Origin of the sequence: Paraburkholderia youngii, assembly GCF_013366925.1 — a bacterium.
GTDB classification, from domain to species: domain Bacteria; phylum Pseudomonadota; class Gammaproteobacteria; order Burkholderiales; family Burkholderiaceae; genus Paraburkholderia; species Paraburkholderia youngii.
Genome location: NZ_JAALDK010000001.1, coordinates 3,715,441 through 3,740,650 on the forward strand (window position 1 = coordinate 3,715,441; position 25,210 = coordinate 3,740,650).

26 protein-coding genes and 1 pseudogene are annotated in these 25,210 nt (G+C 62.5%); 5 read left to right on the top strand and 22 right to left on the bottom strand.

Going from position 1 to position 25,210, the window contains the following annotated elements; genetic code table 11:
* Window positions 1–8: 8 nt before the first annotated feature.
* Genes hpaD through G5S42_RS17090 form a run of 4 tightly spaced genes read right to left on the bottom strand, consistent with a single transcriptional unit; the run spans window position 9 to window position 3,930 of the window.
* Window positions 9–872, bottom strand: coding sequence for a 3,4-dihydroxyphenylacetate 2,3-dioxygenase (gene hpaD, locus G5S42_RS17075; protein WP_176107835.1), 864 nt, complete (start codon window positions 870–872; stop codon window positions 9–11).
* Between the two features lie 31 nt (window positions 873–903).
* On the bottom strand, window positions 904–2,361 hold the full coding sequence (hpaE, locus tag G5S42_RS17080) for a 5-carboxymethyl-2-hydroxymuconate semialdehyde dehydrogenase (RefSeq protein ID WP_176107836.1): 1,458 nt from the start codon (window positions 2,359–2,361) through the stop codon (window positions 904–906).
* A 40-nt stretch (window positions 2,362–2,401) separates the two neighbouring features.
* Window positions 2,402–3,160 carry a fumarylacetoacetate hydrolase family protein gene (locus G5S42_RS17085; protein ID WP_176107837.1) on the bottom strand — a complete coding sequence of 253 codons (759 nt, stop codon included), beginning with the start codon at window positions 3,158–3,160 and terminating at the stop codon, window positions 2,402–2,404.
* Complete coding sequence (locus G5S42_RS17090) at window positions 3,157–3,930, bottom strand: fumarylacetoacetate hydrolase family protein (protein WP_176107838.1); 774 nt, start codon at window positions 3,928–3,930, stop codon at window positions 3,157–3,159. Before G5S42_RS17090 ends, G5S42_RS17085 begins: the two co-directional genes overlap by 4 nt.
* Window positions 3,931–4,131: 201 nt before the next feature.
* Between G5S42_RS17090 and hpaR the strand changes: the two genes are divergently transcribed.
* The gene (gene hpaR / locus G5S42_RS17095) at window positions 4,132–4,539 is read left to right on the top strand and encodes a homoprotocatechuate degradation operon regulator HpaR (RefSeq protein ID WP_176107839.1); all 408 of its coding nucleotides are present in this window, start codon (window positions 4,132–4,134) and stop codon (window positions 4,537–4,539) included.
* A gap of 9 nt (window positions 4,540–4,548) precedes the next feature.
* Here the strand turns inward: hpaR and G5S42_RS17100 are convergent, their stop codons facing one another.
* The 3 genes from G5S42_RS17100 to G5S42_RS17110 all read right to left on the bottom strand — a co-directional run bounded on the left by G5S42_RS17100 (window position 4,549) and on the right by G5S42_RS17110 (window position 7,412).
* The gene (locus G5S42_RS17100; protein WP_176107840.1) at window positions 4,549–5,697 is read right to left on the bottom strand and encodes a DSD1 family PLP-dependent enzyme; all 1,149 of its coding nucleotides are present in this window, start codon (window positions 5,695–5,697) and stop codon (window positions 4,549–4,551) included.
* A 34-nt stretch (window positions 5,698–5,731) separates the two neighbouring features.
* Window positions 5,732–6,406 (bottom strand): HAD-IA family hydrolase, encoded by a 675-nt coding sequence (locus G5S42_RS17105; RefSeq protein ID WP_176107841.1) that lies wholly within the window; start codon window positions 6,404–6,406, stop codon window positions 5,732–5,734.
* A 100-nt stretch (window positions 6,407–6,506) separates the two neighbouring features.
* Complete coding sequence (locus G5S42_RS17110) at window positions 6,507–7,412, bottom strand: LysR family transcriptional regulator (RefSeq protein ID WP_176107842.1); 906 nt, start codon at window positions 7,410–7,412, stop codon at window positions 6,507–6,509.
* 117 nt (window positions 7,413–7,529) lie between these two features.
* Here G5S42_RS17110 and G5S42_RS17115 point away from each other — a divergent pair, with 117 nt between their 5' ends.
* Entirely contained in the window at window positions 7,530–8,609 is a 1,080-nt protein-coding gene (locus G5S42_RS17115) for a hypothetical protein (RefSeq protein ID WP_176107843.1), read from the top strand.
* Here the strand turns inward: G5S42_RS17115 and aroQ are convergent.
* The 3 genes from aroQ to G5S42_RS17130 are packed head-to-tail and all read right to left on the bottom strand — an operon-like array spanning window position 8,606 to window position 11,620.
* The gene (gene aroQ, locus G5S42_RS17120) at window positions 8,606–9,043 is read right to left on the bottom strand and encodes a type II 3-dehydroquinate dehydratase (protein WP_013091411.1); all 438 of its coding nucleotides are present in this window, start codon (window positions 9,041–9,043) and stop codon (window positions 8,606–8,608) included. The two genes, G5S42_RS17115 and aroQ, sit on opposite strands and share 4 nt — an antisense overlap.
* A 52-nt stretch (window positions 9,044–9,095) precedes the next feature.
* Window positions 9,096–10,166 (bottom strand): Gfo/Idh/MocA family protein, encoded by a 1,071-nt coding sequence (locus G5S42_RS17125; protein WP_176107844.1) that lies wholly within the window; start codon window positions 10,164–10,166, stop codon window positions 9,096–9,098.
* 50 nt (window positions 10,167–10,216) lie between these two features.
* Window positions 10,217–11,620 (bottom strand): MFS transporter, encoded by a 1,404-nt coding sequence (locus tag G5S42_RS17130; RefSeq protein WP_176107845.1) that lies wholly within the window; start codon window positions 11,618–11,620, stop codon window positions 10,217–10,219.
* A 283-nt stretch (window positions 11,621–11,903) separates the two neighbouring features.
* On the opposite strand from G5S42_RS17130, the gene G5S42_RS17135 reads away from it, so the two are divergent.
* Window positions 11,904–12,860: a LysR family transcriptional regulator gene (locus G5S42_RS17135; protein ID WP_176107846.1), complete on the top strand. Its 957-nt coding sequence runs from the start codon at window positions 11,904–11,906 to the stop codon at window positions 12,858–12,860.
* Window positions 12,861–12,899: 39 nt separating this feature from the next.
* On the opposite strand, the gene G5S42_RS17140 is transcribed toward G5S42_RS17135, so the two are convergent.
* The 4 genes from G5S42_RS17140 to G5S42_RS17155 form a co-directional block, all read right to left on the bottom strand.
* Window positions 12,900–14,249, bottom strand: coding sequence for an MFS transporter (locus tag G5S42_RS17140; RefSeq protein ID WP_176107847.1), 1,350 nt, complete (start codon window positions 14,247–14,249; stop codon window positions 12,900–12,902).
* 63 nt (window positions 14,250–14,312) lie between these two features.
* Window positions 14,313–14,879, bottom strand: coding sequence for an isochorismatase family protein (locus tag G5S42_RS17145; RefSeq protein ID WP_176107848.1), 567 nt, complete (start codon window positions 14,877–14,879; stop codon window positions 14,313–14,315).
* Window positions 14,880–14,924: 45 nt separating this feature from the next.
* A complete protein-coding gene (locus tag G5S42_RS17150) occupies window positions 14,925–15,377 on the bottom strand; it encodes a MarR family winged helix-turn-helix transcriptional regulator (protein WP_176107849.1) in 453 nt (150 codons plus the stop codon).
* Between the two features lie 121 nt (window positions 15,378–15,498).
* A complete protein-coding gene (locus G5S42_RS17155) occupies window positions 15,499–16,146 on the bottom strand; it encodes a VTT domain-containing protein (protein WP_176107850.1) in 648 nt (215 codons plus the stop codon).
* Window positions 16,147–16,297: 151 nt separating this feature from the next.
* Between G5S42_RS17155 and G5S42_RS17160 the strand changes: the two genes are divergently transcribed.
* On the top strand, window positions 16,298–16,825 hold the full coding sequence (locus tag G5S42_RS17160; protein WP_176107851.1) for a GNAT family N-acetyltransferase: 528 nt from the start codon (window positions 16,298–16,300) through the stop codon (window positions 16,823–16,825).
* A gap of 93 nt (window positions 16,826–16,918) precedes the next feature.
* Here G5S42_RS17160 and G5S42_RS17165 read toward each other — a convergent pair whose 3' ends face one another.
* Together G5S42_RS17165 and G5S42_RS17170 are read right to left on the bottom strand one after the other, a co-directional pair.
* Window positions 16,919–17,977: an alkene reductase gene (locus tag G5S42_RS17165; RefSeq protein ID WP_176107852.1), complete on the bottom strand. Its 1,059-nt coding sequence runs from the start codon at window positions 17,975–17,977 to the stop codon at window positions 16,919–16,921.
* Between the two features lie 83 nt (window positions 17,978–18,060).
* Complete coding sequence (locus G5S42_RS17170; protein WP_176107853.1) at window positions 18,061–18,363, bottom strand: ArsR/SmtB family transcription factor; 303 nt, start codon at window positions 18,361–18,363, stop codon at window positions 18,061–18,063.
* Window positions 18,364–19,735: 1,372 nt separating this feature from the next.
* On the opposite strand from G5S42_RS17170, the gene G5S42_RS17175 reads away from it, so the two are divergent.
* Entirely contained in the window at window positions 19,736–20,188 is a 453-nt protein-coding gene (locus tag G5S42_RS17175; protein WP_176107854.1) for a MarR family winged helix-turn-helix transcriptional regulator, read from the top strand.
* A 269-nt stretch (window positions 20,189–20,457) separates the two neighbouring features.
* On the opposite strand, the gene G5S42_RS17180 is transcribed toward G5S42_RS17175, so the two are convergent.
* From G5S42_RS17180 to G5S42_RS17210, 6 genes and pseudogenes are all read right to left on the bottom strand, one after another.
* A complete protein-coding gene (locus tag G5S42_RS17180; protein WP_176107855.1) occupies window positions 20,458–20,850 on the bottom strand; it encodes a VOC family protein in 393 nt (130 codons plus the stop codon).
* Window positions 20,851–20,984: 134 nt separating this feature from the next.
* Window positions 20,985–21,467, bottom strand: coding sequence for a MarR family winged helix-turn-helix transcriptional regulator (locus G5S42_RS17185; protein ID WP_246392018.1), 483 nt, complete (start codon window positions 21,465–21,467; stop codon window positions 20,985–20,987).
* A 377-nt stretch (window positions 21,468–21,844) separates the two neighbouring features.
* Entirely contained in the window at window positions 21,845–22,345 is a 501-nt protein-coding gene (msrA, locus tag G5S42_RS17190) for a peptide-methionine (S)-S-oxide reductase MsrA (RefSeq protein WP_176107856.1), read from the bottom strand.
* Window positions 22,346–22,458: 113 nt separating this feature from the next.
* Window positions 22,459–22,842, bottom strand: a complete 384-nt coding sequence (locus tag G5S42_RS17195; RefSeq protein WP_176110549.1) for a BON domain-containing protein — start codon at window positions 22,840–22,842, stop codon at window positions 22,459–22,461.
* 423 nt (window positions 22,843–23,265) lie between these two features.
* Window positions 23,266–24,204 (bottom strand): annotated as a pseudogene (locus tag G5S42_RS17205) (oxidoreductase); the annotation flags it as partial.
* Between the two features lie 173 nt (window positions 24,205–24,377).
* Window positions 24,378–25,082 carry an SDR family oxidoreductase gene (locus G5S42_RS17210; protein WP_176107858.1) on the bottom strand — a complete coding sequence of 235 codons (705 nt, stop codon included), beginning with the start codon at window positions 25,080–25,082 and terminating at the stop codon, window positions 24,378–24,380.
* Window positions 25,083–25,210: the final 128 nt, after the last annotated feature.

The window sequence follows — 25,210 nt, forward strand, 5'->3', positions numbered from 1 at the left end:
CGCGAGAGTCAGACGGGTAGCGGTTTGACCGGGAAAATCGCGTTGATCTGACCGGTGCCCGAACTGCCGAAATAAGGCGTGATGACTTCGACCTTGCCGTCGTAACGATCCCAGCCGAGCGCACCGAGCAGCATCGCGGTATCGTGCATGCCACCTTCGCCCCAGCATTTCTCGTTGTAGAGCGGCAGCATGTCGCAGAAGGTCTTCCAGTCGCCGGCTTCCCACATGCGCACCACGCTGCGATCCATCTGTTCGAGGAACGGGCTCCAGACTTTGTGCAAGAACTGATCGGCGGTGCCGTTGTTCGCGAAGTGATGCGACAGCGAGCCGCTCGCGAGAATGGCCACGGTACCGTCGTAGCGTTCTTCGATGGCCTTGCGCACCGCGAGGCCGAAGCGGGCGCTGGTTGCGAGGTCGTGCCACATGCACCAGCCCGCCACCGACACCGTCTTGAAGTGCTGATCGCCGTTCATATAGCGCATCGGCACCAGCGTGCCGTATTCGAGTTCGAGCGTGGTCTCGCTGTGCGCGCGGCTTTTCACGCCCATTTCGTTGGCGACTTCCGCGATCAGCTCACCGAGCCCGACATTGCCCGGGTACGCGTATGGCATGTTCCTGATGAAATGCGGCAGTTCGTTGCTCGTATACACGCCTTGGAATTTCGGCGCGCAATTGATGTGGTATTCGCTATTCACGAGCCAGTGCACGTCGAACACGACGATCGTATCGACGCCGAGTTCGCGACAGCGTCGGCCGATTTCGTGGTGTCCGTCGATCGCGGCCTGACGGCAACCCTTGTGCGGACCGTCGAGCTCGGATAAGTACAACGACGGCACGTGTGTGACTTTTGCTGCCAGCGCGAGTTTGCCCATCGCGGTCTCCCAGTTTTTTTCGATGTCGCGGTTAGACGCCCCAGCGCGGAATATGATGCGAGCCGAGCGACACACAGACGTTCTTCGGTTCGAGGAATACTTCATAGCTCCACGTGCCGCCTTCGCGGCCCACGCCCGACGCTTTCGTGCCGCCGAACGGCTGACGCAGATCGCGCACGTTCTGGCTGTTCACGAAGCACATGCCGGCTTCGACGGCGGCCGCCACGCGCAACGCGCGGCCCGTGTTCTCGGTCCAGATATAGCTCGACAGACCATACGAAATATCGTTGGCGAGACGGATCGCCTCGGCTTCATCGTCGAACGGAATCAGGCATGCGACCGGTCCGAAGATCTCTTCCTGCGCGATGCGCATGCGGTTGTCGACGCCGACGAACACGGTCGGCGTGACGAAGTTGCCGTGACGCAAGGCGTCGGGCAACTCGGGCGTATCGAGGCCGCCGCACGCGAGCGTCGCGCCTTCCTTCGGGCCGAGTTCGATATAGCTGCGTACCTTCGCGAGATGCCCCTGGCTGATCATCGGGCCGACGATCGTGCTGTCCGCGAGCGGATCGCCGACCGTCAGACGCTTCGCGCGCTCGATGAAGCGCTCGGCGAAGCGCGCGTAAATGGAGCGCTGCACGAGAATGCGCGAGCCCGCGGTGCAGCGCTCGCCATTGTTCGAGAAGATCATGAACACCGCGGCATCGAGCGCGCGTTCGAAGTCGGCATCGTCGAAGATCACGAACGGCGACTTGCCGCCAAGCTCCATCGAGAACTTCTTCAGGCCCGCGGCTTGCACGATGCGATTGCCGGTCGCGGTCGATCCGGTGAACGATACCGCGTGCACGTCGCGATGCGCGACGAGCGGTTCGCCCGCTTCCTTGCCGTAGCCGTGCACGACGTTCAGCACGCCCGCCGGAATGCCCGCTTCGAGCGCGAGCTTGCCGAGCATCGACGCGGTCAGCGGCGACAGTTCGCTCATCTTCAGCACGGCGGTGTTGCCGAACGCGAGGCAGGGCGCGACCTTCCAGGTTGCCGTCATGAACGGCACGTTCCACGGCGAGATCAGCGCGCACACCCCGACCGGATGAAACAGCGTGTAGTTCAGATGCGAGTCGGTCGGGTACGTGTGGCCGTCGACGCGCGTGCACATCTCGGCGAAATAGCTGAAGTTGTCGGCCGCGCGCGGCACCAGTTGCTTGCGCGTCTGCGAGATCGTCTGACCGGTGTCTTTCGTTTCGGTCTCCGAGATTTCCGGTACGTGCTTCGTGATCAGCTCGCCGAGTCTGCGGATCAGCTTCGCGCGATCCGCAGCGGGTTTCGCGGCCCAGGCGGGGAACGCGCCTCTGGCCGCTTGCACGGCCGCATCGACTTCTTTCGCACCGCCGCGCGCGACTTCGGCGAGCACTTCCTGCGTGGCTGGATTGACGGTTTCGAAGTAGTCACTCGAGGTGCACATCTCGCCGTTGATCAGATGGTCGATCGGCATTGCCTTGTCCTTTTGCTGTTCGCTGGGTTTTTGCTGTCCATCAGGCGCGGCCGAAGTCCGCGTCCGATGCGATCGTGTTGACCAGGCGGCCGAGGCCGTCGATCTCGCAGACGACTTCATCGCCCGCGTTGACGTTGACGATGCCTTCGGGCGTGCCGGTCAGGATCACGTCGCCGGGCGCGAGCGTCATGAAGCCGCTCAGGTATTCGATCAGCGCGGGGATGTCGGTAACGAGATCGCGCGTATTGCCGCACTGCTGACGCGTGCCGTTGACGAACGTGCGCAGCTCGAGCTGCGTGACGTCGGCGATGTCGGCGGCGTCGACGAACCAGGGGCCGAGCACCGTGCCGCCGTCGCGATTCTTCACGCGCAGATTCGGGCGATAGTAGTTTTCGAGGTAGTCGCGAATCGCGTAGTCGTTCGCGATCATGTAGCCGGCCACGTGCTGCATCGCGTCTTCACGCGCGACGTTTTGCGCGGTTCGCCCGATCACGACCGCGAGCTCGCACTCGTAGTGCATGAACGTGACGTCGGCAGGGCGGCGCGTAACGCCGCGATGGCCGAGTACCGTGCCCGGTCCCTTTAGAAATACCAGCGGCTCTTCCTGCTTGCTGAACTGCAGTTCCTTCGCGTGCTCGGCGTAGTTCAGGCCGAGCGCGAAGATAGTGCCGACTTCGATCGGCGCGAGCCAGACCACTTCGTCCTCGCGACACACGCGGCCGTCGGCGAGACGGACACCCTGCGCGTGCGGATACGCTTCGTGAATCGCTCCCGCATAGGCAACGCGGCCGCGCATCATGATTGTCCTCCGGGGTGTTGAGCGACGCCCACGAACGAGACGGTCAAGGGCGGCAGCGTACCGATCGACAGCGTGGCGGTATCGCCGACATGCGCGACCGGCGAGCCGTGCCGCACGCCGAGCGTGAGCACGTCGCCCGCGTTCAGCGTCATGAAGTCGGTGACGTCGGCGAGTAATTGCGCGACGTTGCGCACCGACGATGCGGTGCTCGCCATAAACGGTTCGCCACCGTTCAGGGAGACAGCGATGTCGAGCCGATCCGGCGCGGCGACATGGCGCGCGGCGACGAGCGCGGGTCCGATCACGCAGAACCGGTCGCGTGCGCGCAGCCGTACGTTCGGGCGATACACGTTGGCATGCGGCACGCTCAGATCCCCGACCAGCGTATAGCCAGCGATATAGTCCGCCGCGCACTCGACGCCGGCACGCGTCGCGGTGCGACCGATCACGATGCCGAGCGACGCGCCGACCTCGACGCCGAGCGTGTCATCCGGCACGACCACGCGCGCCCGATGCCCGGCCAGCGTATTGCGCGGCTTCAGATACAGAACCGGCGCTTTCGGCGGCGCCTTGTATGGTGCCGCATGCATTGCGTCGCCCAGCGCGTTCAAGGCGGCGCGATCGTTAAGCAGGACTCCATACACGGCGCCGCTGACCGGCGCGCGACACGCGACTCCCCGCGCGAGCAACGCGGCCGCGGTGTGCGCGTCCACGTCGCGAGGCAGCGCGTCGCCTTCGGGATGCAATAGATGATCGGCAAGGGCAAACATAAGTGCGCAGCCTCGTGACGAAATTTCAGCGAAAGTTCGGCGAAAACACTAAGATGTTAGTAGTATCCGGCTTGATATGATTGACGGTCAATAGGCTGTCGGTTGATTGCGGGTTTTCCCGTAAGCTTCGACAGCTTTTCTTTCCGATTCCTTGCCAACATGTCCGCTGCGTCCACCCGAGTTTTGCACCGCAACCTGCCGATGCTGTTGTTACGCGCTCGCGAAAAAATGATGGAGCGTTTTCGTCCGTTGATCACCGCGCACGGACTCACCGAGCAGCAATGGCGAGTGATTCGTGCGCTCAACGAGCACGGCCCGATGGAGCCGCGCCAGATCTCCGACATCTGCACGATTTCGAGCCCGAGCATGGCCGGCGTGCTCGCGCGCATGGAGAGCATGGAGCTCGTGACGAAGGAACGTTTCGCGGAGGATCAGCGACGCGTACTCGTGTCGCTGACCGATACGAGCGTCAAACTGGTGCGGGTGATTTCGAAGGATCTCGAGGCGCACTATCGCGAACTCGAGCGCAAGGTGGGACCGGAGATCGTCGAGCGCGTGTATCGCGCGGTCGACGATTTGCTGGCGGGGTTGTCGGAAGAGGATGAGTGACGCGGCGGCTTACCAGCCGTAAAACCTCTGCCACGCGACGCTGCTGCCGTCCGGTGCGACCGCGTGATATTCGGGAAACTGTGCGCCGGTCGCGCACGCGTGGTTTGGCATGATGCGCAGTTTCATACCGATCGGAAAGCGCTGCGCGATGTCGTCGCTCTGTGCATCGGCGTGCGGATCGGCCTGAGCCGCCGCAAGAATCCCGTGCTCCTGGTTGGCGCCGCTCACGACATAGCCCGGCAGCAACGTGCCATTGAGCAAACACGGCTGCCCATAGCCGAAATCGTGCGACTGCCGCGAGGTGCCGCGATCGCGGCTTAGCGCCATCCAGCCCGCGTCGAGAATCGCCCAGCCTTTGTCTTCCTGATGACCGATCACGGTCGTGAGTACGCTGAGCGCGATGTCATCGAGCGTGCAAACGCCCACGTTGTGCATGACCAGATCGAACAGCACGTAGACGCCGGCCCGCACCTCGGTGACGCCTTCGAGATTGCGTGCGGCGAGCGCGGTCGGCGTCGAACCGACGCTGACCGCCGGACACGCGATGCCCGCTTCGCGCAGCCGCTCGGCGGCGCGCACGCAGCCGGCGCGTTCCTGCTCCGCGAGCGCGGCGAGCGCTTCACGCGTATTCAACTCATAGCTCGAACCCGCATGGGTCATCACTCCGCCGACTTTCACACCGTTCTCGTGCAGAATCCGCCCGACGTCGAGCAGCGTCTGCTGTTCAGGCTGGATTCCGGAGCGATGGCCGTCCGTATCGACCTCGATCCAGACCTCGAACGTTTCGCCGTGCTGGTCGCCGAACCCGGCAATCGCCGCGGCGGCGGTCGGGTTGTCGACCACCAGCTTCAGATCGCAGCCCTGACGACGCAGCGCGAGCGCGCGCGGCAACTTCGACGGAACCATGCTGACGGCGTACAGGATGTCGTCGACGCCGGCCGCGAAGAACGCTTCCGCTTCCTTCAGCGTCGAAACCGTGATGCCGCGCGCGCCGGCGGCGATCTGCGCGCGCACGACGTCGATGCACTTGGTGGTCTTCACATGCGGCCGGAACGCGACGCCGAGCGCATTCATCCGCCCTTGCATCCGAGCGATGTTCTTCTGCATCCGCGCGACGTCGATCAACGCGGCCGGGGTTTCTATCTGTTCGAGTTTCATGTTTGCACCTGAGGAACGAGGTGAGGTTCCAGGGTCAATGACGACGATCGCGGCCAAAGCTTGCGAGCCACGGCACGAGCCCGTCGAGCGATGCCGCTTCGACCTCGGGCGCTTGCGCACCCGCAACGAGCGGCAGGCCGACGTGGTTGTGCCAGTAGGTCCGCAGACCCACGGCCGCGGTGCCGAACATGTCGTAGCTCGACCCGGCGACGAAGGCGGCGCGCCGCGGTTCGACGCCGAGCTCGTCGAGCGCGAGGCGGTACGGGAACGGGTCCGGCTTGTAGACGCCGGCTTCCTCGGCGGTCACGATCGCGTCCCACCGCACAGGCAACAGCGCGGCCGCCTGCAAGCCGAGCCGCGTCGAGCAGTTGGTGACGACCGCGAGCTTGCAGTGCGGCGCGAGCGCGCGCAATGCATCGAGCGCGCCAGGCCACGGCTTCAGGTTCAGCCAGTCCGTTTCGAGCGCGTTCGCGGCCGCCTCGGACAAACCGACTTGCGAGGCGGCCTCCCGCACCAGTTGTTCGTAGGGAACGTACCGGCCGCAGCCGTACGTCAGCCGCAGATAGGCGGCACGCCATGCGCGGCCCGCTTCGTCGGAGCCTGCCGCGCGGTTCCACGAGGTCCACGAGTCGAGCAGGGCGGTGAGCAGGTCGAACAGCACCGCGTCGGGGTAGGCGGGGGTGTCGGTGGCGTGGGCGGCAGCAGTCATGATTGCATGTGGGCCGGCTGTTGAGGATGAGTCGATTATAGGTTTTTCGACAGGTCGTCAGCGTTCAGATGGCATGACTCTTAGATTCAGACGAACTGAATCACCGTCGCCACGGTGGCAGCGGCCTGAAGCGGCTTTGCAGATACTGCATGAAATGGCGCGTGCGCGCCGGCAGCCCCGTGCGCTGATGCGTGAGGGCGATCACGTTCGCATCCGGCGCTTTCCAGCCCGGCAGCAGACGCACGAGTTTGCCCTTCGCAAGGTCGTCTGCGACGTCCCATTCGGAGCGCAGAATCACGCCGCGTCCCTCGCAGGCCCATTGGCGGATCACGTCACCGTCGTTGCAGCTCAGATGCGCGGACACGCGCACGCTGCGGCGCGTGCGGCCCTTGCTGAACTGCCACAGCGACACGTCCTCGTTGTTTTCGCGCAGCACGATGCAAGGCAGCCGGCTCAACGCTTCCGGCGATTCGGCTTGGCCGATTCGCTTGACGAGCGCGGGCGCCGCGCAGACGAAACGCGCGTTCGGCGCGATCGTATAGCCGATCAGGTTCGACAGCGGCAGTTCGCCGATATGCACGACGATATCGAAGCGATCGAGCGTTTCGGTCAACGGCCGGTCGGACAGCGTCAGCGCGACGACGATATCGGGGTTCTGGCGCTGGAACTCGCCGATCAGCGGCGCCAGATGGCGTCGTCCGAAACCGAGCGGCGCATTGATCTTCAGCGTGCCGACGAGGCCGCCGCGGCGAGTTTGCAGATCGTCGAACAACGCATCGAACTGCGCGATCAGCTCGGCGCCGCGCTCGCACAGCAGCAGGCCTTCGTCGGTGAATTGCAGTCGTCGCGCGCTGCGGTTCACGAGCTGCGCGCCGAGCTTCCTTTCGAGTTGCTGCAGACGCTGCGTGACCGCCGACGGCGACAGCGCGAGCCGCCGCGCGGCGGCGATCAGGCTGCCGCTCGCGCGCAGTGTGAGCAGGAAGCGGATATCGGCCGAATCGTTCATGAGGGGAGGTGGGTGCAATGGCGGAGCGTGGAATCCAGCAGCATAATGCGTCCCGATCGATCACAGGGTAAAGTGGCGCTTCCGGTCTATCGATTCAATCATTGGAAGAGAAGTCCCATGTCGTTGCCTCATGAGTCGTCCGCGAACGGCGCAGCGCCCAATACTCCGCTGAAACAGGCGGTTTTTCTGCATACGGGCTGGCGCAGCGCGGGCACGTGGGTGTGGTCGCGGCTGCGCGAGCTCCAAGGCGCGGCCGGTTTCTACGAGCCGCTCAGCAACGTGCTCGCCGATCTCAAGCTCGCCGACGTGCCCGCCTCGCGGCCGACCTTGACCTCGGGGCACCCGCCGCTCGCCGCGCCATACTTCGACGAATACCGGCCGTTTTTGCGCGAAGACGCGCGCGGCGTCGCGGGTTACGACCGGCGCTTCAGCATCGATCGCTTTACGCGCGAGCCCGATGCGACATTCCCGTCACTGCAGGCCTATTTGCGCGCGCTGAGCGCACACACGATCGAGCAGGGCCGCGTGCCCGTGTTCAAGTTTTGCCGCACGGGCGGTCGTCTGCCGTGGCTGAAGCGCGCGTTTGCCGGGGCGCTGCACGTGGGTGTGCTGCGCAATCCCGCGTCGCAGTTCGCGTCGGGTTGGCTGCTGCGGCAGCAATGGAGCAATGCGTTTTTTGTCGCCGCGCCGTTTCGCGTGCTCGGACTGAATCAGATCGATCCGCTGGTGAGCGAGGCGATCGGCGTGTGCGGCGTGCGCCTGCCGCCGCTGCCGCCGATGCCTGATGACGCCTATGCGGTCGCGTGCGAGCAGTTCGCGCGCACGGTGGACAGCGACAACGCGTATCGCGCGTTCATCGCGTTGTGGATTCTCTGCGCGCTGCGCATGGGTGAGGGCGTCGATCTGCTGATCGATATGGAGCGGCTCGGCGAGTCACGCGACTACGCGACCAGTCTGAGCGCCGCGTTCGACGCGCAATGCGGCTTGGCACCCGACTTCACGAGCGCGCGCGATCTGGTCGTTGAAACGCGGCGCAGCGCGGCGCGCATGACGGGCATCGACGGCGGCGCGTTGCGCGCCGTGCACTCCGCCGCGCTGAAATTTCTGAAGGCGCAGCCGGGTGTCGACCCGGCCTTCGTCGAGGTGGTCCGCCACAAAATGGTGCTGGCCAACGAGCTGACCGAAACGTGGCGCTAGCCCGCCGCCGACACCGCCGCGCGCAGTCCGAGCAGATAGCTGTCCACGCCGAAGCCGCAAATCTGCCCTTTGACGATCTCCGCGAACACCGACTGATGCCGGAACGCTTCGCGCGCGTGAATGTTCGACATGTGGATCTCGACCACCGGGACGGTCAGGATCGCGAGTGCATCGCGAATGCCATAGCTGTAGTGCGTCCATGCGCCGGCATTGATCAGCACGCCGTCGGCGTTGTCGGTGAACGCCTGGTGAATGCGCTCGCACATCGCCGCTTCGCTATTGGTCTGAAAGCTGTCGACCCGCACGCCGAGCTCGTCGCCGAGCGCGCGCAGCCGTGCGTCGATTTCTTCGAGCGTGATGGTGCCGTATTGCGCGGGATCGCGCTTACCGAACATGTTGTGGTTGATGCCGTGCAGCATCACGAATGTTTTCATATAGCCATCCTGAGTGATCAACTGAGTAGTATCGACGCGACTTCAGCTTGTTTTAGTGGACCGCCGCCGCGACAGCGCGGGTCGTATCGACGACCGCGCCGGTCCTCGCCGCTTCGACGATCGCCTCGGTGATACGCAGATTCTGCAAACCGTCCTGCGCGCTGACGAGCGGCGGCTCCTTGCCGTGAATCACGCGCACGAAATGCTCGAGCTGCAGCTTTAGCGGATCGTCGCGCGTCATGTCGGCGACGCTGACGTCGAACGGCTTCCACCACGAGCGGTCCGCGGCTTTAGCATAAGTCTTCAGACGCATCGTCGGTACCGCGAGCGAGCCGAAGGTGCCCGCGATCACGTAGCAGTCTTCGTCCGGATACGACGGATAGGCCTTGTTCTCTTGTGATGTTTGCTCCCAGCTGCGCGCGCTCGCGGCGGTATCGGACAGCATGAAGCTGCCGAGCGCGCCGTTCGCGAAGCGCAGGTTGATCGCGACCGTATCCTCGACCGGAAAGCCGCGCGTGGCATGCGACGAGAAGGCCTGCACGGCGACGATGTCGCCGCACAGCATGCGCAGGTTGTGCACCTCGTGAATCATGTTCAGCAGGATCGGACCGCCGCCGGGCTGGCGCCGCCACTCGGCGTCGGCGAAGTACTCGTCGGGTTTGAAGAACACCGCGCTGCCCATCACCGCGACGAGCTTGCCGAGCCGTCCCTCGTCGATCAGCTGCCGCGCGCGCGCCATGATCGGACTGTGCGCGCGATGATGGCCGATCAGCAGCGGCACGCCGCTGCGCTCGGCGTCGGCGGCGAGCGTTTCCGCTTCGTCGACGCTCGGCGCGATCGGCTTTTCGAGCAGCGTCGGCACGCGCGCCGCGAGGCAACGCGACGCGTGTTCGACGTGCAGCTGGTTCGGCGTTGCGAGAATCACGCCGTCGGGGCGATCGCGTTCGAGCAGCTCGTCGAGCGTGCGGAACAGCGGCACGCCCGCCTCGGCCGCGAGCGCGGCGGCCGCGGGCGACGGATCGACGATCGCCGACAGCGTGCACGCGTCGCTTTGCTGCGCGACCGCCATATGAGCGCGGCCGATGTAGCCCGCGCCGGCGACGGCGATCCGGGTGCTGGTCATGAGCGGGTTCCCTGAAAGTACTGATTAGACGCGCTAACCGGCAAGCGGGCTCAAGCAACGGCCTTTTTTCCCGCGGCCATGCTTTGCGCGCGCATCGTTTCGTAGCTGAGCTTGTCCATCGGCACGACGTTCTTTTCGCCGAGGTCGCTGAGCCGCACACGGAAGTTCTCGCGCGCGCTCCATGCGGCGATCGCGCAGACGATCGTAATGCCGAACGTGATCGCGCCGATCGTCAGCGGCACGTTGTGCGATCCCGGCGGCGCGACGTACGCGAACAGAGCCGGCAGCAGCGCGGTGATCGTCGTGCCGATGTTCTGGCCGATCGCCATCGCGGAGACGCGCGAACGCGTCGGGAACAGTTCCGGGTAGAAGCTCGGGAAGATCGCGTTGTAGCCTTGATAGATGACGCCCCACATCAGGATCGACATCACCATCGCGAGCGGCACGTTGTGAATGCTGATCGCGTACAGATACGCGAAGGAAAGCAGCCCGGCGCCGAGCGAGCCGACGATGATCGGCAGACGCCGCCCGATCCGGTCGGACAGATTGCCCACGTACGGAATCACCAGCACCGCGACGATGTTGCCGATCACCGGAATCCACAGATACAGGCTCTTCGAAAAGCCGATCCCGTACGATGGCTGCACCGCGTAGGCCGCGCCGAAAATCGTCGCGACGACCGGGATCACGTTCATCAGCGAGCACAGCACGACGCGCAGCATGTCGCGCCAGTTGTACTTGAACGCTTCGACGATCGGCGAGCGCGGCACACCGCCGCTCGCGCCTTCCTTCTCGAACGCCGGCGTTTCGTGGACTTCGCGGCGGATGATGTAGCCGGCGATCAGCACGATCGCGCTGAGCAGGAACGGAATGCGCCAGCCCCACGAGTTGAACGAGGCGTCGTCCATGTAATACGCGAGCGGCAGGAATACCGCGGCGGCGAGAATCTGGCCTGCCTGCACGCCTTGCAGCGTGAAGCTCGCGTAATAGCCGCGTCGTCCGAATGGCGCGTGCTCGAGGATCATCGAGCTGGCGCCCGAGATTTCACCAGCGACCGCGAAGCCCTGGATCAGCCGCAGCACGACGAGCAGCACCGGCGCAAGAAAGCCGATCTGGTGATAAGTCGGCAGCAAACCGACCGCCATCGTCGATAGGCCCATCAGGAACATGCAGAGCAGCAGTACGTTCTTGCGGCCGTGTGTATCGCCCCAGTGCCCGAGCACGATTGCGCCGATCGGCCGCGCGACGTAGCCGACGCCGTAGGTTGCGAGCGATGCGACGATCGCGATCTTGGGGTTGCCGGAAGGGAAGAACAGTTGAGGAAAGATGAGCGCGGCGGCCTGCGCATAGATGAAGAAGTCGTAGTACTCGAGTGCCGAGCCGATCCAGCCGCTGGCGGTTGCCTTGCGCGCCTGCGAGCTATGCCCGCTACTTGCCGATGCGTTCGTTTGCATGTCGTCTCCTGAATGGGAAATGTTTTTTGTCAGCTTCTACGGCTGAATCATTGGCGCTTTTAAACGGGCACCGCGCAAGCCAGGATTTTCCTGATCTCCTTGCCGCGGTGCAGCACAACGGCATGGTCGACGCATGTCATGCGCCGCCGCGGCGCACTGCGGGTTAACCATGTCTCAGCGCGCGGGGCATTGCATTCAGACCGGCATTCAAACGACCGGCCCTTGCCCAACCAATCCGTTGGAGCTAGGTTAATAGCGTTATGCGCCGACACAATGCGTCCAGATGCAAAATCAGAATGCGCTCACAGCCACGAATGAATCTTTCCTGCGCGATCTGCAGCTGTTCTGTCATATCGCGCGGCGCGGCAGTTTTGTCGCGGCCTCGACGGAGATGGGGCTGTCGCCGTCGCATGTGAGCAAGCGCATCGCAATGCTCGAAACCGGTCTGGGCGTGAAGCTCTTTCAGCGGACCACGCGCCGCGTCAGCGTAACGAGCGACGGCGAAGCCGCGCTGCAATGGGCGCAAAAAATCCTCGATGACGTGCAGGGCATGGCCGACGCGTTCGCCGATCGCCGCACCGAGCTGAGCGGCCTATTGCGCATCAGCACGAGTTTGCGGCTCGGCCGCAAGCACGTGTCGCCGATTCTCGCGATGCTGCGCGAGCGTCACCCGAACCTCGAAATCTGGCTCGAACTGCTTGATCGGCGCGCGGATGTGGTCGGCGAGAACTTCGATATCGACGTGCGCGTGGGCGAAGTGCAGGAGCCGCATCTGATCGCGCACAAGATGGTGGAGAGCGCGCGCATTCTGTGCGCGTCACCGGCTTATCTCGAGCAGCACGGTGCGCCGGTCGAACTCAACGATCTGACCGGCCACGATTGCCTGCTGTTTCGCGGCCGCGACGACCGCTTCGGAGTCTGGCGTCTCAGTGGGCCGCACGGCGAAAAGAGCGTGAAGGTGACGGGCACGGTCGCGTCGAATCTGAGCGACATCGTCGTGCAGTGGGCGAAGCAGGGCTACGGGATCGTGATGGTGTCGGTCTGGGACGTGGCCGAGAGCCTGCGCGCGGGCGAACTGGTGCGCGTGCTGCCCGACTATCAGCAATCCGCCGATGTGTGGGCGGTGACGGCCGAGCGCTTGTCGTCGTCGGCGCGGATTCAGGTGTGCATCGAGTTTCTCAGGGAGCAGCTGACACACGGACCGTATGCACTGGTGACGCGCGGCGTGGGCGGACTCTGAACTGCGCCTGCCTGGGTCCGGCGCTCACCGCTTGCGTGCTTACACGCTCGATGCCGTATCCTCTTCCGCCGCGTCGAGCTCGCTGCGCTGAAGCGTCGTGACGGAGTCGGGAAACACCGTGGCGGCCGTGACGGGCCGCGGGTCTTCGATGCTATAACGCAGGCGCCAGCCTTCACGATAGAAGCGCAACTGCCGGTACCGCATCAGATAGACAAGACCGGCGAGCGCCGCGCCGAAGCCCGATGCCGCGCCGACGCCGAGCGCCCAGCGCGGGCCGAAACGGTCGGCGACCCAGCCGACCACCGGCGCGCCGAGCGGTGTGGTGCCGAGCGCGATTGCGAGCAGGATCGCGATGACGCGGCCGCGCATCGCGGGCTCGGTGGTCAGTTGCACGAGGCTATTGGTCGAGGTGGTGAAGGTCTGCGTCGACACGCCGATCACGACCAGCACGATGCCGAACAGCACGTAGTTCGGCATCAGCGCGGCTGTCGTGCAGCCGATGCCGAATATCGCGCCCGCGCCGAGCAGCAGCCCGATGGTGGGCCGCGCGCGGCGCGCGGCGAGCAGTGCGCCGGTGACCGAGCCGATCGCCATCGTCGAACTGAGCAGGCCGTACTCGCTGGCGCCGGCACGGAACGCGGTGACGGACATCGTCGAGATGAAGATCGGGAAGTTCAGGCCGAAGGTGCCGATCAGGAACAGCATCAGGAGCGCCGCCTTCAGATCGGGACGCGTCCACACATATTTGAAGCCTTCGACGAAGCTGCCGCGCGAGCGCACATTGCGCGGCTTGATATGCAACTGGTCGAGCCGCAGCATGCGCAGCGCGCCGAGCACCGCGACGAACGACAGCGCATTGATGAGAAACACCCAGCCGCTGCCCACCGACGCGATCAGCAGACCCGCGACCGCCGGGCCGAGCATACGCGCGGCGTTGAACGACGTGGAGTTCAGCCCGACCGCGTTGGCGAGATCGCGTTCGCCGACGAGGTCGGATACGAAGGTCTGACGCGCGGGGGAATCGAACGCGGTCACGCAGCCGAGCAGCCCCGCGAACACGTAGACCTGCCATAGCTGCACGAGCCCCGTGACCGTGAGCAGACCGAGCGCCAGTGCCAGCGTGCCCATCGCCGTCTGCGTCGCGAACAGCAGTTTGCGGCGATCGAAGTGATCGGCCGCGTAGCCGGTGAGCGGCAGCAACAGCATCTGCGGGCCGAATTGCAGCGACATCACGATGCCCACCGCCGTCGCGTTGTGATGCGTAAGCTCGGTGAGCACGAGCCAGTCCTGTGCCGTGCGCTGCATCCACGTGCCGATGTTCGAGACGAGCGCGCCGCTCGCCCAGACACGATAGTTGAATATGCGCAGCGAACGGAACGTGGTGCTCACGGCAGGGGTGTCCTCAACGCGGGGTGGACGGCATGCGGGTAGTGACTCGCTTCAATTCGGGCTTTAAGCACGCGAGCGTTCGAGCAGATCGAGCACTTCCTGCGTCGTGCCGGTTTCGCCGAGGCGCGGGAAGATGCGCGTGATGCTGTTGTTGTGCGCGTCGGCGTTCAGATCGGTCATCGCGTCGACGACGAGCGTGACGTTCAGGCCGGCCTCGATCGCGAAACGCGCGGTCGATTCGACGCCGATGCTGGTCGCGATACCGACGAGCACCACTTGCGTGACGCCTTGTTGTTGCAGATACGAGGCCAGATCGGTGTTGGTGAAGGCGCCCCACGTGCGCTTCGTGACCAGATGGTCCGACGGCTGCTGTTTCAGTTCGGGCAGCAGATCGGCGAAACCGGCCGGGAAGTCGGCGGAGTGGCGACCTTGGTCGGTGCGGCCCGGTGCGCCGGCGGTGACGTTCACGAGCACGACCGGCAGGCCGTGGCGGCGGAACGCGTCGAGCAGCGTAACCGAGCGTTCGACGATCTCGCCGGCCGGATGGGGCGCGGTGGGCAACGCGATGACGCCGCGCTGCAGATCGACGACGACCAGTGCGGTTTTGGCATCGAGGGTAGTGAGTGCCATGAGGTGCTCCTGCGAGTGGCGAGACGCGCGTGCGCGCATCGCGAGTTACAAATCGACGAGGCGTTTCAGCAGATCGACGCCCGTCGCGAGCTGTTGCTGTTCGGCTTGCGTGAAGCGGGTTTGAATCGTGCGGTACAGCCAGTCTTCGCGCGCCGCGCGGCTCGCCTTGACCTTCTTGCGAAAGGACGGAGTCAGCGATAGAACCGTCTGCCGTCCATCGTTGGGATCGGGCGCGCCGTTGACGAGCCCCGCGGCTTTCAATGCCGCGAGCGTTTCTCCCATCGACTGCGGACGCATGCCGTGCGCGCGCGCGAGCGCGGTGACCGTGGCCGGGCCTTCGCGTTCCAGCAAATTCAGCACCTGCACCTGCGACGGCGTGAAGTCGCCGACGTGCGACTCTTCGCGCAGACGCCGGCGTAGCTTGCCCACCAGCACGCGCAGGTCTTCGGCCAGCGTATGGAGTTCTTCCTGCGTAACGGGGAGAGGGGACTTGCTCATGCGATGAGCTCGCGCGATGACATGATCTGAAGGTATCCTGCTAAGGCTACCTTCGTATTTCGCTCGGGTCAAGATTTGATGTGACGGGACGCCGTACGCGAGGGCGGCGCGACGATCGCGCTCAACGCGCCCGCATCCGCCGGTTGAAAAAGCGCCATGCCGCGGCGCCGGCCAGCATCGCACCGCCGAGCGCGAGGCCCAGCAACACCAGCGAACTCAGATGCTCGCGCACCACCGGGACGTTGCCGAACAGATAGCCGGCCGCGATCAGCGACACGATCCACAGCGCCGCGCCGGCGGTGACGAACGTGACGAACCGCGAGAACATCATTTGCGACACGCCCGCGGCGAATGGCGCGAACGTGCGCACCACGGCGATGTAGGGTGAAAGCAGAAAGGTCAGGCGGCCGCGCGCCTCGCTGAACGCGTGGGCGCGGCTCAGCGCATTGCGGTTCAGCCAGTAGTAGTTGCGGGTGTATACCTTGTCGCCGACCGCGTGGCCGATCGCATACCCGACGATGCTGCCGGCCACCGTCGCGACGAACAGCACGGGCGCGATGATCCACACGTTCAATGCACCGGTGGCCGCGAGCGCGCCGCAGATGAATATCAGCGGATCGCCGGGCAGAAAGAACAGCGGCAGAAAACCGTATTCGACGAACACGACGACGAACAGCAGTGCGTAGATTGCCGTGCCGAATTGCACGATCAGCGTACTCAGGTGCTGGTCGAGGTGCAGCGCGATCTGCAGCACATTCATCAGGTTCATGTCGGCATGAGCCTCAGGTGGCGTTCGGATCTGATGAGTGTAGTCCCGCGAGCGTGGGTGCAGGGTGCTTGCGCGAGTTTATGTCGTTTGACGCTTGTCGATGTTGCCGCGCCGATGTCAAACTCGGGTCGTCTTCATCAGATGCAAGGCCATGTCGCGCGACTCCGTCATCACCTTCCGTTTTGCCGCGCCGCACGAAGCGGAATCGATTCGTGCCATCGAATTCGAAGCGGGCCTGCGTTTCGTCAGCGTCGGCATGACGGGCATCGCCGACGCACCGCCGATGGTGCGGGAGGTCGTCGAGCGCAAGATCGAAGCGCGCGAGATCATCGTCGCGCTCGATCAGCAGGAGATTTGTATAGGCTTCGTGATGTTCGAGCCGCAGCCGACGCGCATCTACGTTCAGGAGCTCGATGTACTGACCTCGCACGCGGGCAGACGCATCGGCGCGGCGTTGATCGAAGAGGTCGCGCGAATCGCGCGCGCGCGGAAATTGACGCAACTCGTGCTGTCGACGTATCGCGACGTGCCGTGGAACGCGCCGTACTACAGGCGGCTCGGCTTTCGCGACCTCGCCACAGTTGAGCTCGACGCGGCATTGCTCGCGCGGCGCGACGCGCATATCGCGCGCGGGCTCGATGAGTCGAAACGGGTGTTCATGCAGCGCGATCTGGTCTAGCGCGCAAAAAAAGCGGCGGCCGTGGCTGAAATTCAGTCGCGCCCGCCGCTTCATCATTTCATACAGCGGACATGAGCCCGCTGTCACTGCCGATTACACCGCTTCCAGCGCCGGATAATCGGTGTAGCCGATTTCACCACGCGCATAGAACGTCGCCGGAACCGGCTTGTTCAGCGGCGCATCTTCAGCGAAGCGGCGCACCAGATCCGGATTCGCGATGTACAGCTGACCCCAGGCCACCGCATCCGCTTCACCGGCGTCGAGCACCTGCTGCGCGGTTTCCTTCGTGAACTTCTCGTTCACGATGTACGGGCCGCCGAACGCTTCCTTCAGCTGCGGGCCGAGGCGGTCGTCGCCGAGCGCTTCACGCGCCGCGATAAACGCGATCTTGCGCTTGCCGAGTTCGCGCGCGACATAGCCGAACGTTGCGGCCGGATCGGAGTCGCCCATCGTATGCGCGTCGCGGCGCGGCGCGAGATGCACGCCGACGCGGTTTGCACCCCACACGCTGATGCACGCGTCGGTGACTTCGAGCAGCAGACGCGCGCGGTTTTCGATCGGGCCGCCGTAGGCATCGGTGCGCTTGTTGGTGCTGTCCTGCAGGAACTGGTCGAGCAGATAGCCGTTCGCGCCGTGCACTTCTACGCCGTCGAAGCCTGCGGCCTTGGCGTTTTCCGCGCCCTTGCGGAATGCTTCGACGACACCGGCGATTTCATCGAGCTCGAGCGCGCGCGGCGTCACGAACGGACGCTCGGGACGCACGAGGCTCACGTGACCGCCGGCCGCGATCGCGCTCGGCGCGACCGGCAGCTCGCCGTTCAGGAACACCGGATCCGAAATACGGCCGACGTGCCACAACTGCAGGAAGATCTTGCCGCCCGCGTCGTGCACGGCCTGCGTGACGAGCTTCCAGCCTTCGACCTGCTCCTGCGACCAGATGCCCGGCGTGTCCGCGTAGCCGACGCCCTGCGGCGTGACCGACGTCGCTTCGCTGAGGATCAGGCCGGCGCTCGCGCGTTCGGCGTAATAGCGCGCCATCAGCGCGTTCGGCACGCGAATTTCCTCGGCGCGCTGACGCGTGAGCGGCGCCATGATAATGCGGTTCGGCAGCGTGATATCGCCAATTTGCAGGGGATCGAAAAGAGTCGGCATGAGAGTTCACCTTTGGCGGCGGGCAGGGCCCGAGCCTCATAAAACTGCGTGAAAAAGGAAACGCGGCGATGCGAGTGCGGTGCTCAGAGCGTGGTGTTCATGTATTCGAGGAACGCCTGGATGACGGGCTCGTTGCGTTTGAAAAACACCCATTGACCGACCCGTTTCGACGTGACGAGCCCCGCGCGCTGCAATGCGGCGAGGTGCGCCGACACGGTGGACTGCGACAGGCCGCAGCGCGCGTCGATCTTGCCTGCGCACACGCCGTGGTCGAGCGGCAGCTCCTGATCGGCGAAATGCGCTTGCGGTTCGCGCAGCCAGCCGAGAATCTCCCGGCGGACCGGGTTGGCCAGCGCTTTGTGGATCGCATCGAAATCGGGCGTCATGTGGATGGTTTCAGGGGGTTCGACAAGCGGCACGCTGGTTGGCGTGCGCGCAATTGCATCGCTACAGTACGAATCATATATCGTAATTTAGCGATATGGGTGAAGGCACTACTGCAAATGGGGCGATAGGTATCGACACACAAAAAAGCGCGCACTTTTTCGCCGCCGCGCTCCGCACACAAAAAAGAGCGCACCTTTCGTCTCATACCGTGAAAAACGTCTATAGATCGATGTTTTGATTGAGGTATTTTCAAGAAGCGATTGGTCATCTGGCGTGCTGATTCCGGCTCAAACGATTGATTTGCCGGCCCAAGTAGATTTGGATTCCGAAATAAAAGAGCGCACTTGTCAGTATTCGCAAGCTTTTGGGCGACTATTTCAATATCCTTTCGATTTTGTCTGATGAGTTTGGTAGGTGCAGGCGTTTTGGCTGTCTACGCTAGTATCGGCGCACAACAAAGTGTGCGGGAACGCTAAAATTGCGTTTCGAGAACAACAAGGTGCGCGGGAATCGCGAAATTCGGTGTGCAGCACACAATTTTCGCTCTCTGCTATCGAGAGCTGATCTTGTTAGCAATGACACGCAGATTTAGCGCACATCGGAGCACGGGGCGCATCTTCGTTGGCCTAAAAATTTAGGGGAATATTCAAGTCGACAGGCTCGCGGATTCGACGCGTCGGCTTACAGCCTACGTGTCCGCTGGCGGCCAGGCGCTTGGCGGAGCGTTGCGTTCGTATTGGGTCGCTTAAGAGGAGCTTCGTTGCGCAGGCGCTCAAGCAACGACGCGCCAGGGGGATGGTTCTGAGAGTCAACGGGATGGGCGCCACTGCCTTCGGCTCGGTGGTCAGACCGGAAACTCGTGAAGATGCGCGGCCTGTGGGGTCGCGCATTTTTGTTTCTTGCGAGGTGCAGGCGAACTCGCAAGTGCGCTTGCTAGCGTCCTAGCGCATCCACCGCTGCGCGGCCAGCATCACGACCCTCACCTCCGCTCTTAGCCACGTCATGGGCTAACGTTTGTGCCTTAATGACAGACTACAAGCGTTCAAAGAACGCGCGAAAACCAGACAGATCCGCTCAAGTACCCGATCCGCTTTTCCGGGACCAGCCTGGGATGTCATTAAACCCATCCCATTCGATCACCGAGATCCGGTTCACAGCAGTGCTCGTCGCACATTCGCCTTTCGTGGCTGCTCCGTCCTTCGCACGCGTCCGGTAGCGATTCGATTTTCGCGGGGCCACCCAGGCTGCGCGTGATGGGTAGCCATGTGACTACCGTGAAATGCGGCCCACCTGTTTAGACCGTCTTGCGATATAATCGCAAGCGATATATCGAAACAGCGAGTCATTGACCATCGTTCGAGGAGGATGTACATGAAACCTACTGAACTGCCAGTACCGGCACCCGTGCCGCTTGCGGACTATCTTTGCTTTGCTGTGTACTCCACGAATCTGGCGTTCGGCAAGGCTTACAAGCCCATCCTCGATGTACTTGGCCTCACGTATCCTCAATTCATCACGATCATAGCGCTCTGGGAGCAAGACAATCAGACAGTGAGCGGGTTGGGGGAGAAGTTATTCCTGGAGTCGAACACGCTTACGCCACTGCTGAAGAAGCTCGAAGTGATGGGCTACGTGGAGCGCAAGCGTGATCCCGAGGATGAGCGCCAGGTGCGCGTCAGCTTGACGAAAACCGGTCGGCGGTTGCGCGAAAAAGGCCTGAAAATTGCAGACCTTACCGATGCAACTGGACTCAGTCCGGACGAGTTCCAGGAGTTGCAAAAAGCGATCGTGACGTTGCGCGGTAATTTGATCAACTCACTCTGACGCGCTTTCTCTGGAAGCAGGGTAGCCGACACGGATCGACTTCTCTCAGAGCGATATTACTTCCGGCGCGAGTGACAACATCAGTTCTCGCTCTTACGTGTCCGTCAGTCGGAGTACGATTTGGCTAACGGGTGAACTCCGCGCGTCATGTTTCGTCCCGCGCTGGTTGAGCGCAATCTTTCGACGACGCGCGGCCCGAAGTCCGCGCGCCCCCAGCGAAAGAGAGCTTAAGCTGATCCCAGCTCGTGCAACTGGCTCAGGAAGCGGAGCTAACTGCGAATGCGGTACAACCCGCATATCTTGTTGCCATCCGGATCGCGTAGGTAAGCGAGATACAGCTGACCACCAGGTGCTTCGCGCACACCCGGGGGCGCTTCAATCGACGTACCGTGGTTAGCAAGACCAGCCGCGTGCCAGAGATCCACCTGCGCGGCCGACGAGCACTCGAAGCCGACCGTTCCGCCGTTGGCGTATGTGGCCGGTCGCCGATCGAGTGGCTCGGTAATGATGAATATTCCCGTGTTGTTGCGATACACATAGCGTCGACGGTGGACATTGTCATCTTTGATGCCTTGCTCATAGCCGAGTGCGCCCAGTACGGCATCGTAAAATCGCTTGGCCTTTTCGAGGTCGTTCGTACCTACCGCAATGTGACTGAACATTACTGGCAATCTCCTGTTCGAATGGTGATTAGATCCGAGTGTGCCTGCCGCGGACTGGCTTTTGCTGATGTTGAGCAGTTGTCAGCCGCGCCGTGTTTAGTCTGACGCGACATATGTGGAAAGCGCGAAGAGATTCAGTCCCTCATTCGTGACGTCAGTTGTCGAGGGCGCTCGAGGTTGGTCCGCAGCTTCGAAATGACCTCCTGTATATGCAGAACCTCGCCAAGCCCCAGACCCATCTTCCTGGCGGAATCGGCGCTCAGTGCTTTCTCGCGAAGCTGCCGACCGTTTTCTGTGAGGCTGATCAATACGCGACGTTTATTCTCGGGATCGCGCTGTCTATCCAGATAGCCCATGAGTTGCAGCCGTTTTAATATTGGCGTTAGCGCGTTGTTCTTTAAAAGCAGCTTCGCTCCTAGCTCGCCGACGGCCTGAGGTGAACGCTCCCAGAGCGCAATGATTGTGACGTATTGCGGATAGGTGAGCCCCAGTTCGTCGAGGATCGGACGATAGGCTTTGACGAAGGCAAGGTTTGCTGAGTAGATCGCGAAACAGAGCGATTCAGAAAGCTTTACGGATGCCACGAACAGGTGGTCTTTAGATCTCGTCTGCATCATCTTGAAAAACGTAGGAATCCAATGAGACTCTCGTATGGTGACCTGGAAAACTCGGGGTCACGAACGACTTCTACCTGCATGCGCCTCCAGGCTGCTGTGGAGCAGATAAAACACGACGTAGCGCCAGGCGACGGGACGGCTGACTCTGTCGAGCTTGTTGAAGTGGAGCAGTTCGGAACACTCTCGTTCCGCCGAACTCCGCGGAGTCTGATGGAGTTCATACGGCAACCGGTATCGTGACACCATTGGAATCAAGGCTAGTCGTTGTAGTCTCGAGCAATATCAGCAACGTCTTGGCGAGTTGGATGCCTTGTGGCGTGTGGATCTTGCAACCCGATACGTAAGCATCTGCAGCCATATTGGCGGTTCGGCTCGGCTCACCTGTCTACCTTCCATTCCTGCCGAACGAAATGGCAGGTGTATCCGTCGGGATTGCGTTGCAGATATCCTTGATGCTCCGGCTCCGCTTCCCAGAATTCCCGCGCTGGCGCAATCTCGGTGACAACCCTACCAGGCCAGAGGTCGGACGCATCGATTTCGGCCACCGTGTTACCGGCTACCGCTTTTTGCTCTTCGCTGAGGTAGAAGATTGCTGACCGGTAACTCGGTCCGATATCATTGCCTTGTCGGTCAACAGTCGTCGAATCATGTATCTGGAAGAAGAACGCCAGGAGCTGGCGATAACTTATCGTTCGCTTGTCGAATACGACCTCAACGGCTTCTGCGTGTGTGCCATGATCGAGATAGGTGGCGTTAGGCGTGGAGCCACCGGTGTAGCCTACGCGCGTTGAGATTACGCCGGGAAAGCGACGCAATAGCGCTTCCATTCCCCAGAAGCACCCACCAGCCAAAATGGCAGTTTCGGTTTCCGTCGTCATTTCATTCCTTTTTCATAGTCAATGGATGCCTGGCTGGCATCCAATCGAAGTCCTGCTTGACTCGTGATCGTCAGGCGGAATGCAAACTGCCTGACATGACAGTGGCAAAGCAATTACCGAGGCGTTCTGATGCCAAGCCGGTTGTTCACAGAGGTCACGCCCTCTACTTTCCCGGCCGCATTGCCAGCAAGGGTGATCTGATCGTCGCTGATGCAACTGCCGGTTAACGTGACCATGCCGTCGACGGCGTTGACGTAGATATTCGCGGGACTCAATCCCTTGGTGCGCGAGAGCACATGACGAACCTTCTTCGCGAGCGCGCGGTTTGCGGCCTTTGCAGTTTTGGGTGACGTCAGCACCGCAGCATTTGTCTGAGCCGGTGGTGACGTTGCGTCTTGCGCATGTGCACCAAGGCCAAGCGTCAACGCGAAAGCAGTGACAGCGGATTTGACGGCGCGAGTGACTCGCAATTTGGTATTCGTTGTGTGGATGAGCATGACATTCACGACAAGATCTCCTCGGTACATGGCCCAGTCATTCCGGGGCGGGTTTATAGTTCGTATGCGATGTAGTCGCGTGCGTATAAGGATGCGACAAAGAGTCGCCAATGTCAATACCATGCTATCTAATCGCATGCGATTTGTGCGAAGCTGGTGAAAGCGGGGCCCTCTTAGAGAGGCCTCGCGGACGGCCCCGTTTGACATGCCGCGTGAACTTGTCAGTGGTTCAATTGGTCCCGGGTCGAACCATATAACCTTAGCGAACCTAAGCACCAGCAGCCGCAAAAGCAGCGACCGTGATCGTCTATCTGTTGCCGTAGCAACGACCTCAAAGTGACGCGGTTTGGATAGGGCGACTTCTGCCTCATGACGGAGCAGACGAGTAGCTCCAGTGTCAACGCCGAGCGATGAATTGGACATTTGCAGCGCCGGGTAGTCCGTGTAACGGGTTTCCGCTTCGGCGTAGTAAGTGTTTGGATTGGGCGGGTTCAACAAAGCGTCGAGATTGAAGCGACGCGGCGGGTGGGCTTAGCTATAAAGAGCTGCCCCACGCGATGGCATCCGCTTCGAGCGCCTGCTGAGCCGATGCCTGCATTAACTTCTCGTTCGCCATGTACGGTCCGCCGACTGCGGCTTTCAGTTTTGGACCAAGAGGGTTCTCGCCGAGCAATTCCCGGACGGCGATGAACGCGATCCTGCGCTTGCCGAGCTCGTGACCGACCTTAGCCGAATGCAGCCGCTGGGTCGGAATCACCCATCATACCCACGTCCCCTCGCGGCGCGAGGTACACGCCAACACGGTTACCGCCCCATACGTCGATGCAGGCGTCGGTTACTTCGAGAAGGAGGCGGCCGCGATTTTCGATTGAACCGCCATACGCGTCGGTACGATGGGTTGTGCGTCCTGCAGGAACTGGTCGAGCAGACAGCCGTTCGCACTGTGCACTTCGATGCTATCAAACCCGCGGCCTTGGCATTCCTGGCGCCCGCACGTGGTGCGATTGCGCTTGGCGCCACCGCCAGATCACCGTTCAGGAAGATTGGATCCTGACAGACATGCCAAAGTTGCAGAAACATCCTGCCGCCAGCGGCGTGGACGGCTTCGGTAACGAGCTTCCACCGTGAGACCTCTTCCTGCGACCAGATGCCCGGCGTCCCGGCGTAGCCGACACCTTGCGGCGTGACGGACGTGGCTTCCATGATGATCAGTCCGGCAGACGCGCGCTCAGCGTAATACTTAGCCATCAGTGAGTTAAGCACGCATTCATCACCAGCGGGCTCGCGGGTTAGCGGGGCCATGATGATGCAATTAGGCAACGTGAAGTCGCCAACCTGGAGAGGGTCAAAAAGAGTCGGCATAACAGTTTGCTTTTCCTGACCGACATATCGTCCGCGGCGATGAAACCAGCGCGATGCGGGAGCTGAAAAGGTCCAGCTTTCCTGCCAGCATCTGTTCACGAAAGGTTTTGACGCGCATCGACGAAACCCAGGCGTGAGGGTCCCGGGCGTCACGCCACGGGACCGTTTCGGCGTTAGCGTTGCGCCGCGTCTTTCAAGTAGATGCCCTCAGACAGCCCGGCCTTTATTTGCCGACTGATGGCGTCTGTCGACACTTCCTCCGCGCCGGCCTCGATAGCTTCGTACGCCTGGCGCACGACGTCGGCCGGGGTTGCTTTCGGAACTTCCAGTCCGCGCACCAGATCCGTATCGATAAAGCCAGCATGCAGCCCGACAACCTGCGTGCGCTGTTCCCGCAGCGACTGGCGCAGGCCGTTAGTCAACGCCCACGCGGCCGACTTCGACACGCCGTAGGCAGAAAGAATTGGCCGGTTCACCCAGCTCGCGACTGATAGCACGTTCAGAATTGCGCCACCGCCGTTGGCGGCAAGGTTCCCTGCAAACGCTCGCGACGTCGCGAGCATCCCGACCACATTGGTCTCGAAGTGATCGCGCAGCGCCTCGATTGCGCTGTCGTCGGTCAGGCTCCCGAGTCGCGCGATACCCGCGTTGTTGATGAGTAAAGTGACATCTCGCGCTGCGTCCGCGGCCGCGGCTACGGCTGCCGGATCGGTCACGTCGAGCTTGACGGGAATGACTCCCGGTAACGTCACGCTGCCCGGATCGCGTGCAGCTGCATATACCTTCCACGCGCCTCTTTCTAGCGCCTGTTTTGCGAACTCGAGGCCAAGCCCGCGGTTCGCGCCCGTTACAAAAACGACAGCATCTTCGATCTTCATAGTCATTCCTTTCGCATGTTGAATCGCATGCGCGTCGGCTCGCCGTGCGCGTGGGATCTGTTGGAAACAAGGCTGCATTCGCTTACCGAAACGTTGCGCCGTGACTTCCCGCGCAGCAGCTAATCACG

Coding starts and splice junctions, on each gene's coding strand:
- hpaD (WP_176107835.1), bottom strand. CDS start 872: ATGGGCAAACTCGCGCTGGCAGCAAAAGTCACACACGTGCCGTCGTTG.
- hpaE (WP_176107836.1), bottom strand. CDS start 2,361: ATGCCGATCGACCATCTGATCAACGGCGAGATGTGCACCTCGAGTGAC.
- G5S42_RS17085 (WP_176107837.1), bottom strand. CDS start 3,160: ATGATGCGCGGCCGCGTTGCCTATGCGGGAGCGATTCACGAAGCGTAT.
- G5S42_RS17090 (WP_176107838.1), bottom strand. CDS start 3,930: ATGTTTGCCCTTGCCGATCATCTATTGCATCCCGAAGGCGACGCGCTG.
- hpaR (WP_176107839.1), top strand. CDS start 4,132: ATGCTGTTGTTACGCGCTCGCGAAAAAATGATGGAGCGTTTTCGTCCG.
- G5S42_RS17100 (WP_176107840.1), bottom strand. CDS start 5,697: ATGAAACTCGAACAGATAGAAACCCCGGCCGCGTTGATCGACGTCGCG.
- G5S42_RS17105 (WP_176107841.1), bottom strand. CDS start 6,406: ATGACTGCTGCCGCCCACGCCACCGACACCCCCGCCTACCCCGACGCG.
- G5S42_RS17110 (WP_176107842.1), bottom strand. CDS start 7,412: ATGAACGATTCGGCCGATATCCGCTTCCTGCTCACACTGCGCGCGAGC.
- G5S42_RS17115 (WP_176107843.1), top strand. CDS start 7,530: ATGTCGTTGCCTCATGAGTCGTCCGCGAACGGCGCAGCGCCCAATACT.
- aroQ (WP_013091411.1), bottom strand. CDS start 9,043: ATGAAAACATTCGTGATGCTGCACGGCATCAACCACAACATGTTCGGT.
- G5S42_RS17125 (WP_176107844.1), bottom strand. CDS start 10,166: ATGACCAGCACCCGGATCGCCGTCGCCGGCGCGGGCTACATCGGCCGC.
- G5S42_RS17130 (WP_176107845.1), bottom strand. CDS start 11,620: ATGCAAACGAACGCATCGGCAAGTAGCGGGCATAGCTCGCAGGCGCGC.
- G5S42_RS17135 (WP_176107846.1), top strand. CDS start 11,904: ATGCAAAATCAGAATGCGCTCACAGCCACGAATGAATCTTTCCTGCGC.
- G5S42_RS17145 (WP_176107848.1), bottom strand. CDS start 14,879: ATGGCACTCACTACCCTCGATGCCAAAACCGCACTGGTCGTCGTCGAT.
- G5S42_RS17150 (WP_176107849.1), bottom strand. CDS start 15,377: ATGAGCAAGTCCCCTCTCCCCGTTACGCAGGAAGAACTCCATACGCTG.
- G5S42_RS17155 (WP_176107850.1), bottom strand. CDS start 16,146: ATGAACCTGATGAATGTGCTGCAGATCGCGCTGCACCTCGACCAGCAC.
- G5S42_RS17160 (WP_176107851.1), top strand. CDS start 16,298: ATGTCGCGCGACTCCGTCATCACCTTCCGTTTTGCCGCGCCGCACGAA.
- G5S42_RS17165 (WP_176107852.1), bottom strand. CDS start 17,977: ATGCCGACTCTTTTCGATCCCCTGCAAATTGGCGATATCACGCTGCCG.
- G5S42_RS17170 (WP_176107853.1), bottom strand. CDS start 18,363: ATGACGCCCGATTTCGATGCGATCCACAAAGCGCTGGCCAACCCGGTC.
- G5S42_RS17175 (WP_176107854.1), top strand. CDS start 19,736: ATGAAACCTACTGAACTGCCAGTACCGGCACCCGTGCCGCTTGCGGAC.
- G5S42_RS17180 (WP_176107855.1), bottom strand. CDS start 20,850: ATGTTCAGTCACATTGCGGTAGGTACGAACGACCTCGAAAAGGCCAAG.
- G5S42_RS17185 (WP_246392018.1), bottom strand. CDS start 21,467: ATGATGCAGACGAGATCTAAAGACCACCTGTTCGTGGCATCCGTAAAG.
- msrA (WP_176107856.1), bottom strand. CDS start 22,345: ATGACGACGGAAACCGAAACTGCCATTTTGGCTGGTGGGTGCTTCTGG.
- G5S42_RS17195 (WP_176110549.1), bottom strand. CDS start 22,842: ATGCTCATCCACACAACGAATACCAAATTGCGAGTCACTCGCGCCGTC.
- G5S42_RS17210 (WP_176107858.1), bottom strand. CDS start 25,082: ATGAAGATCGAAGATGCTGTCGTTTTTGTAACGGGCGCGAACCGCGGG.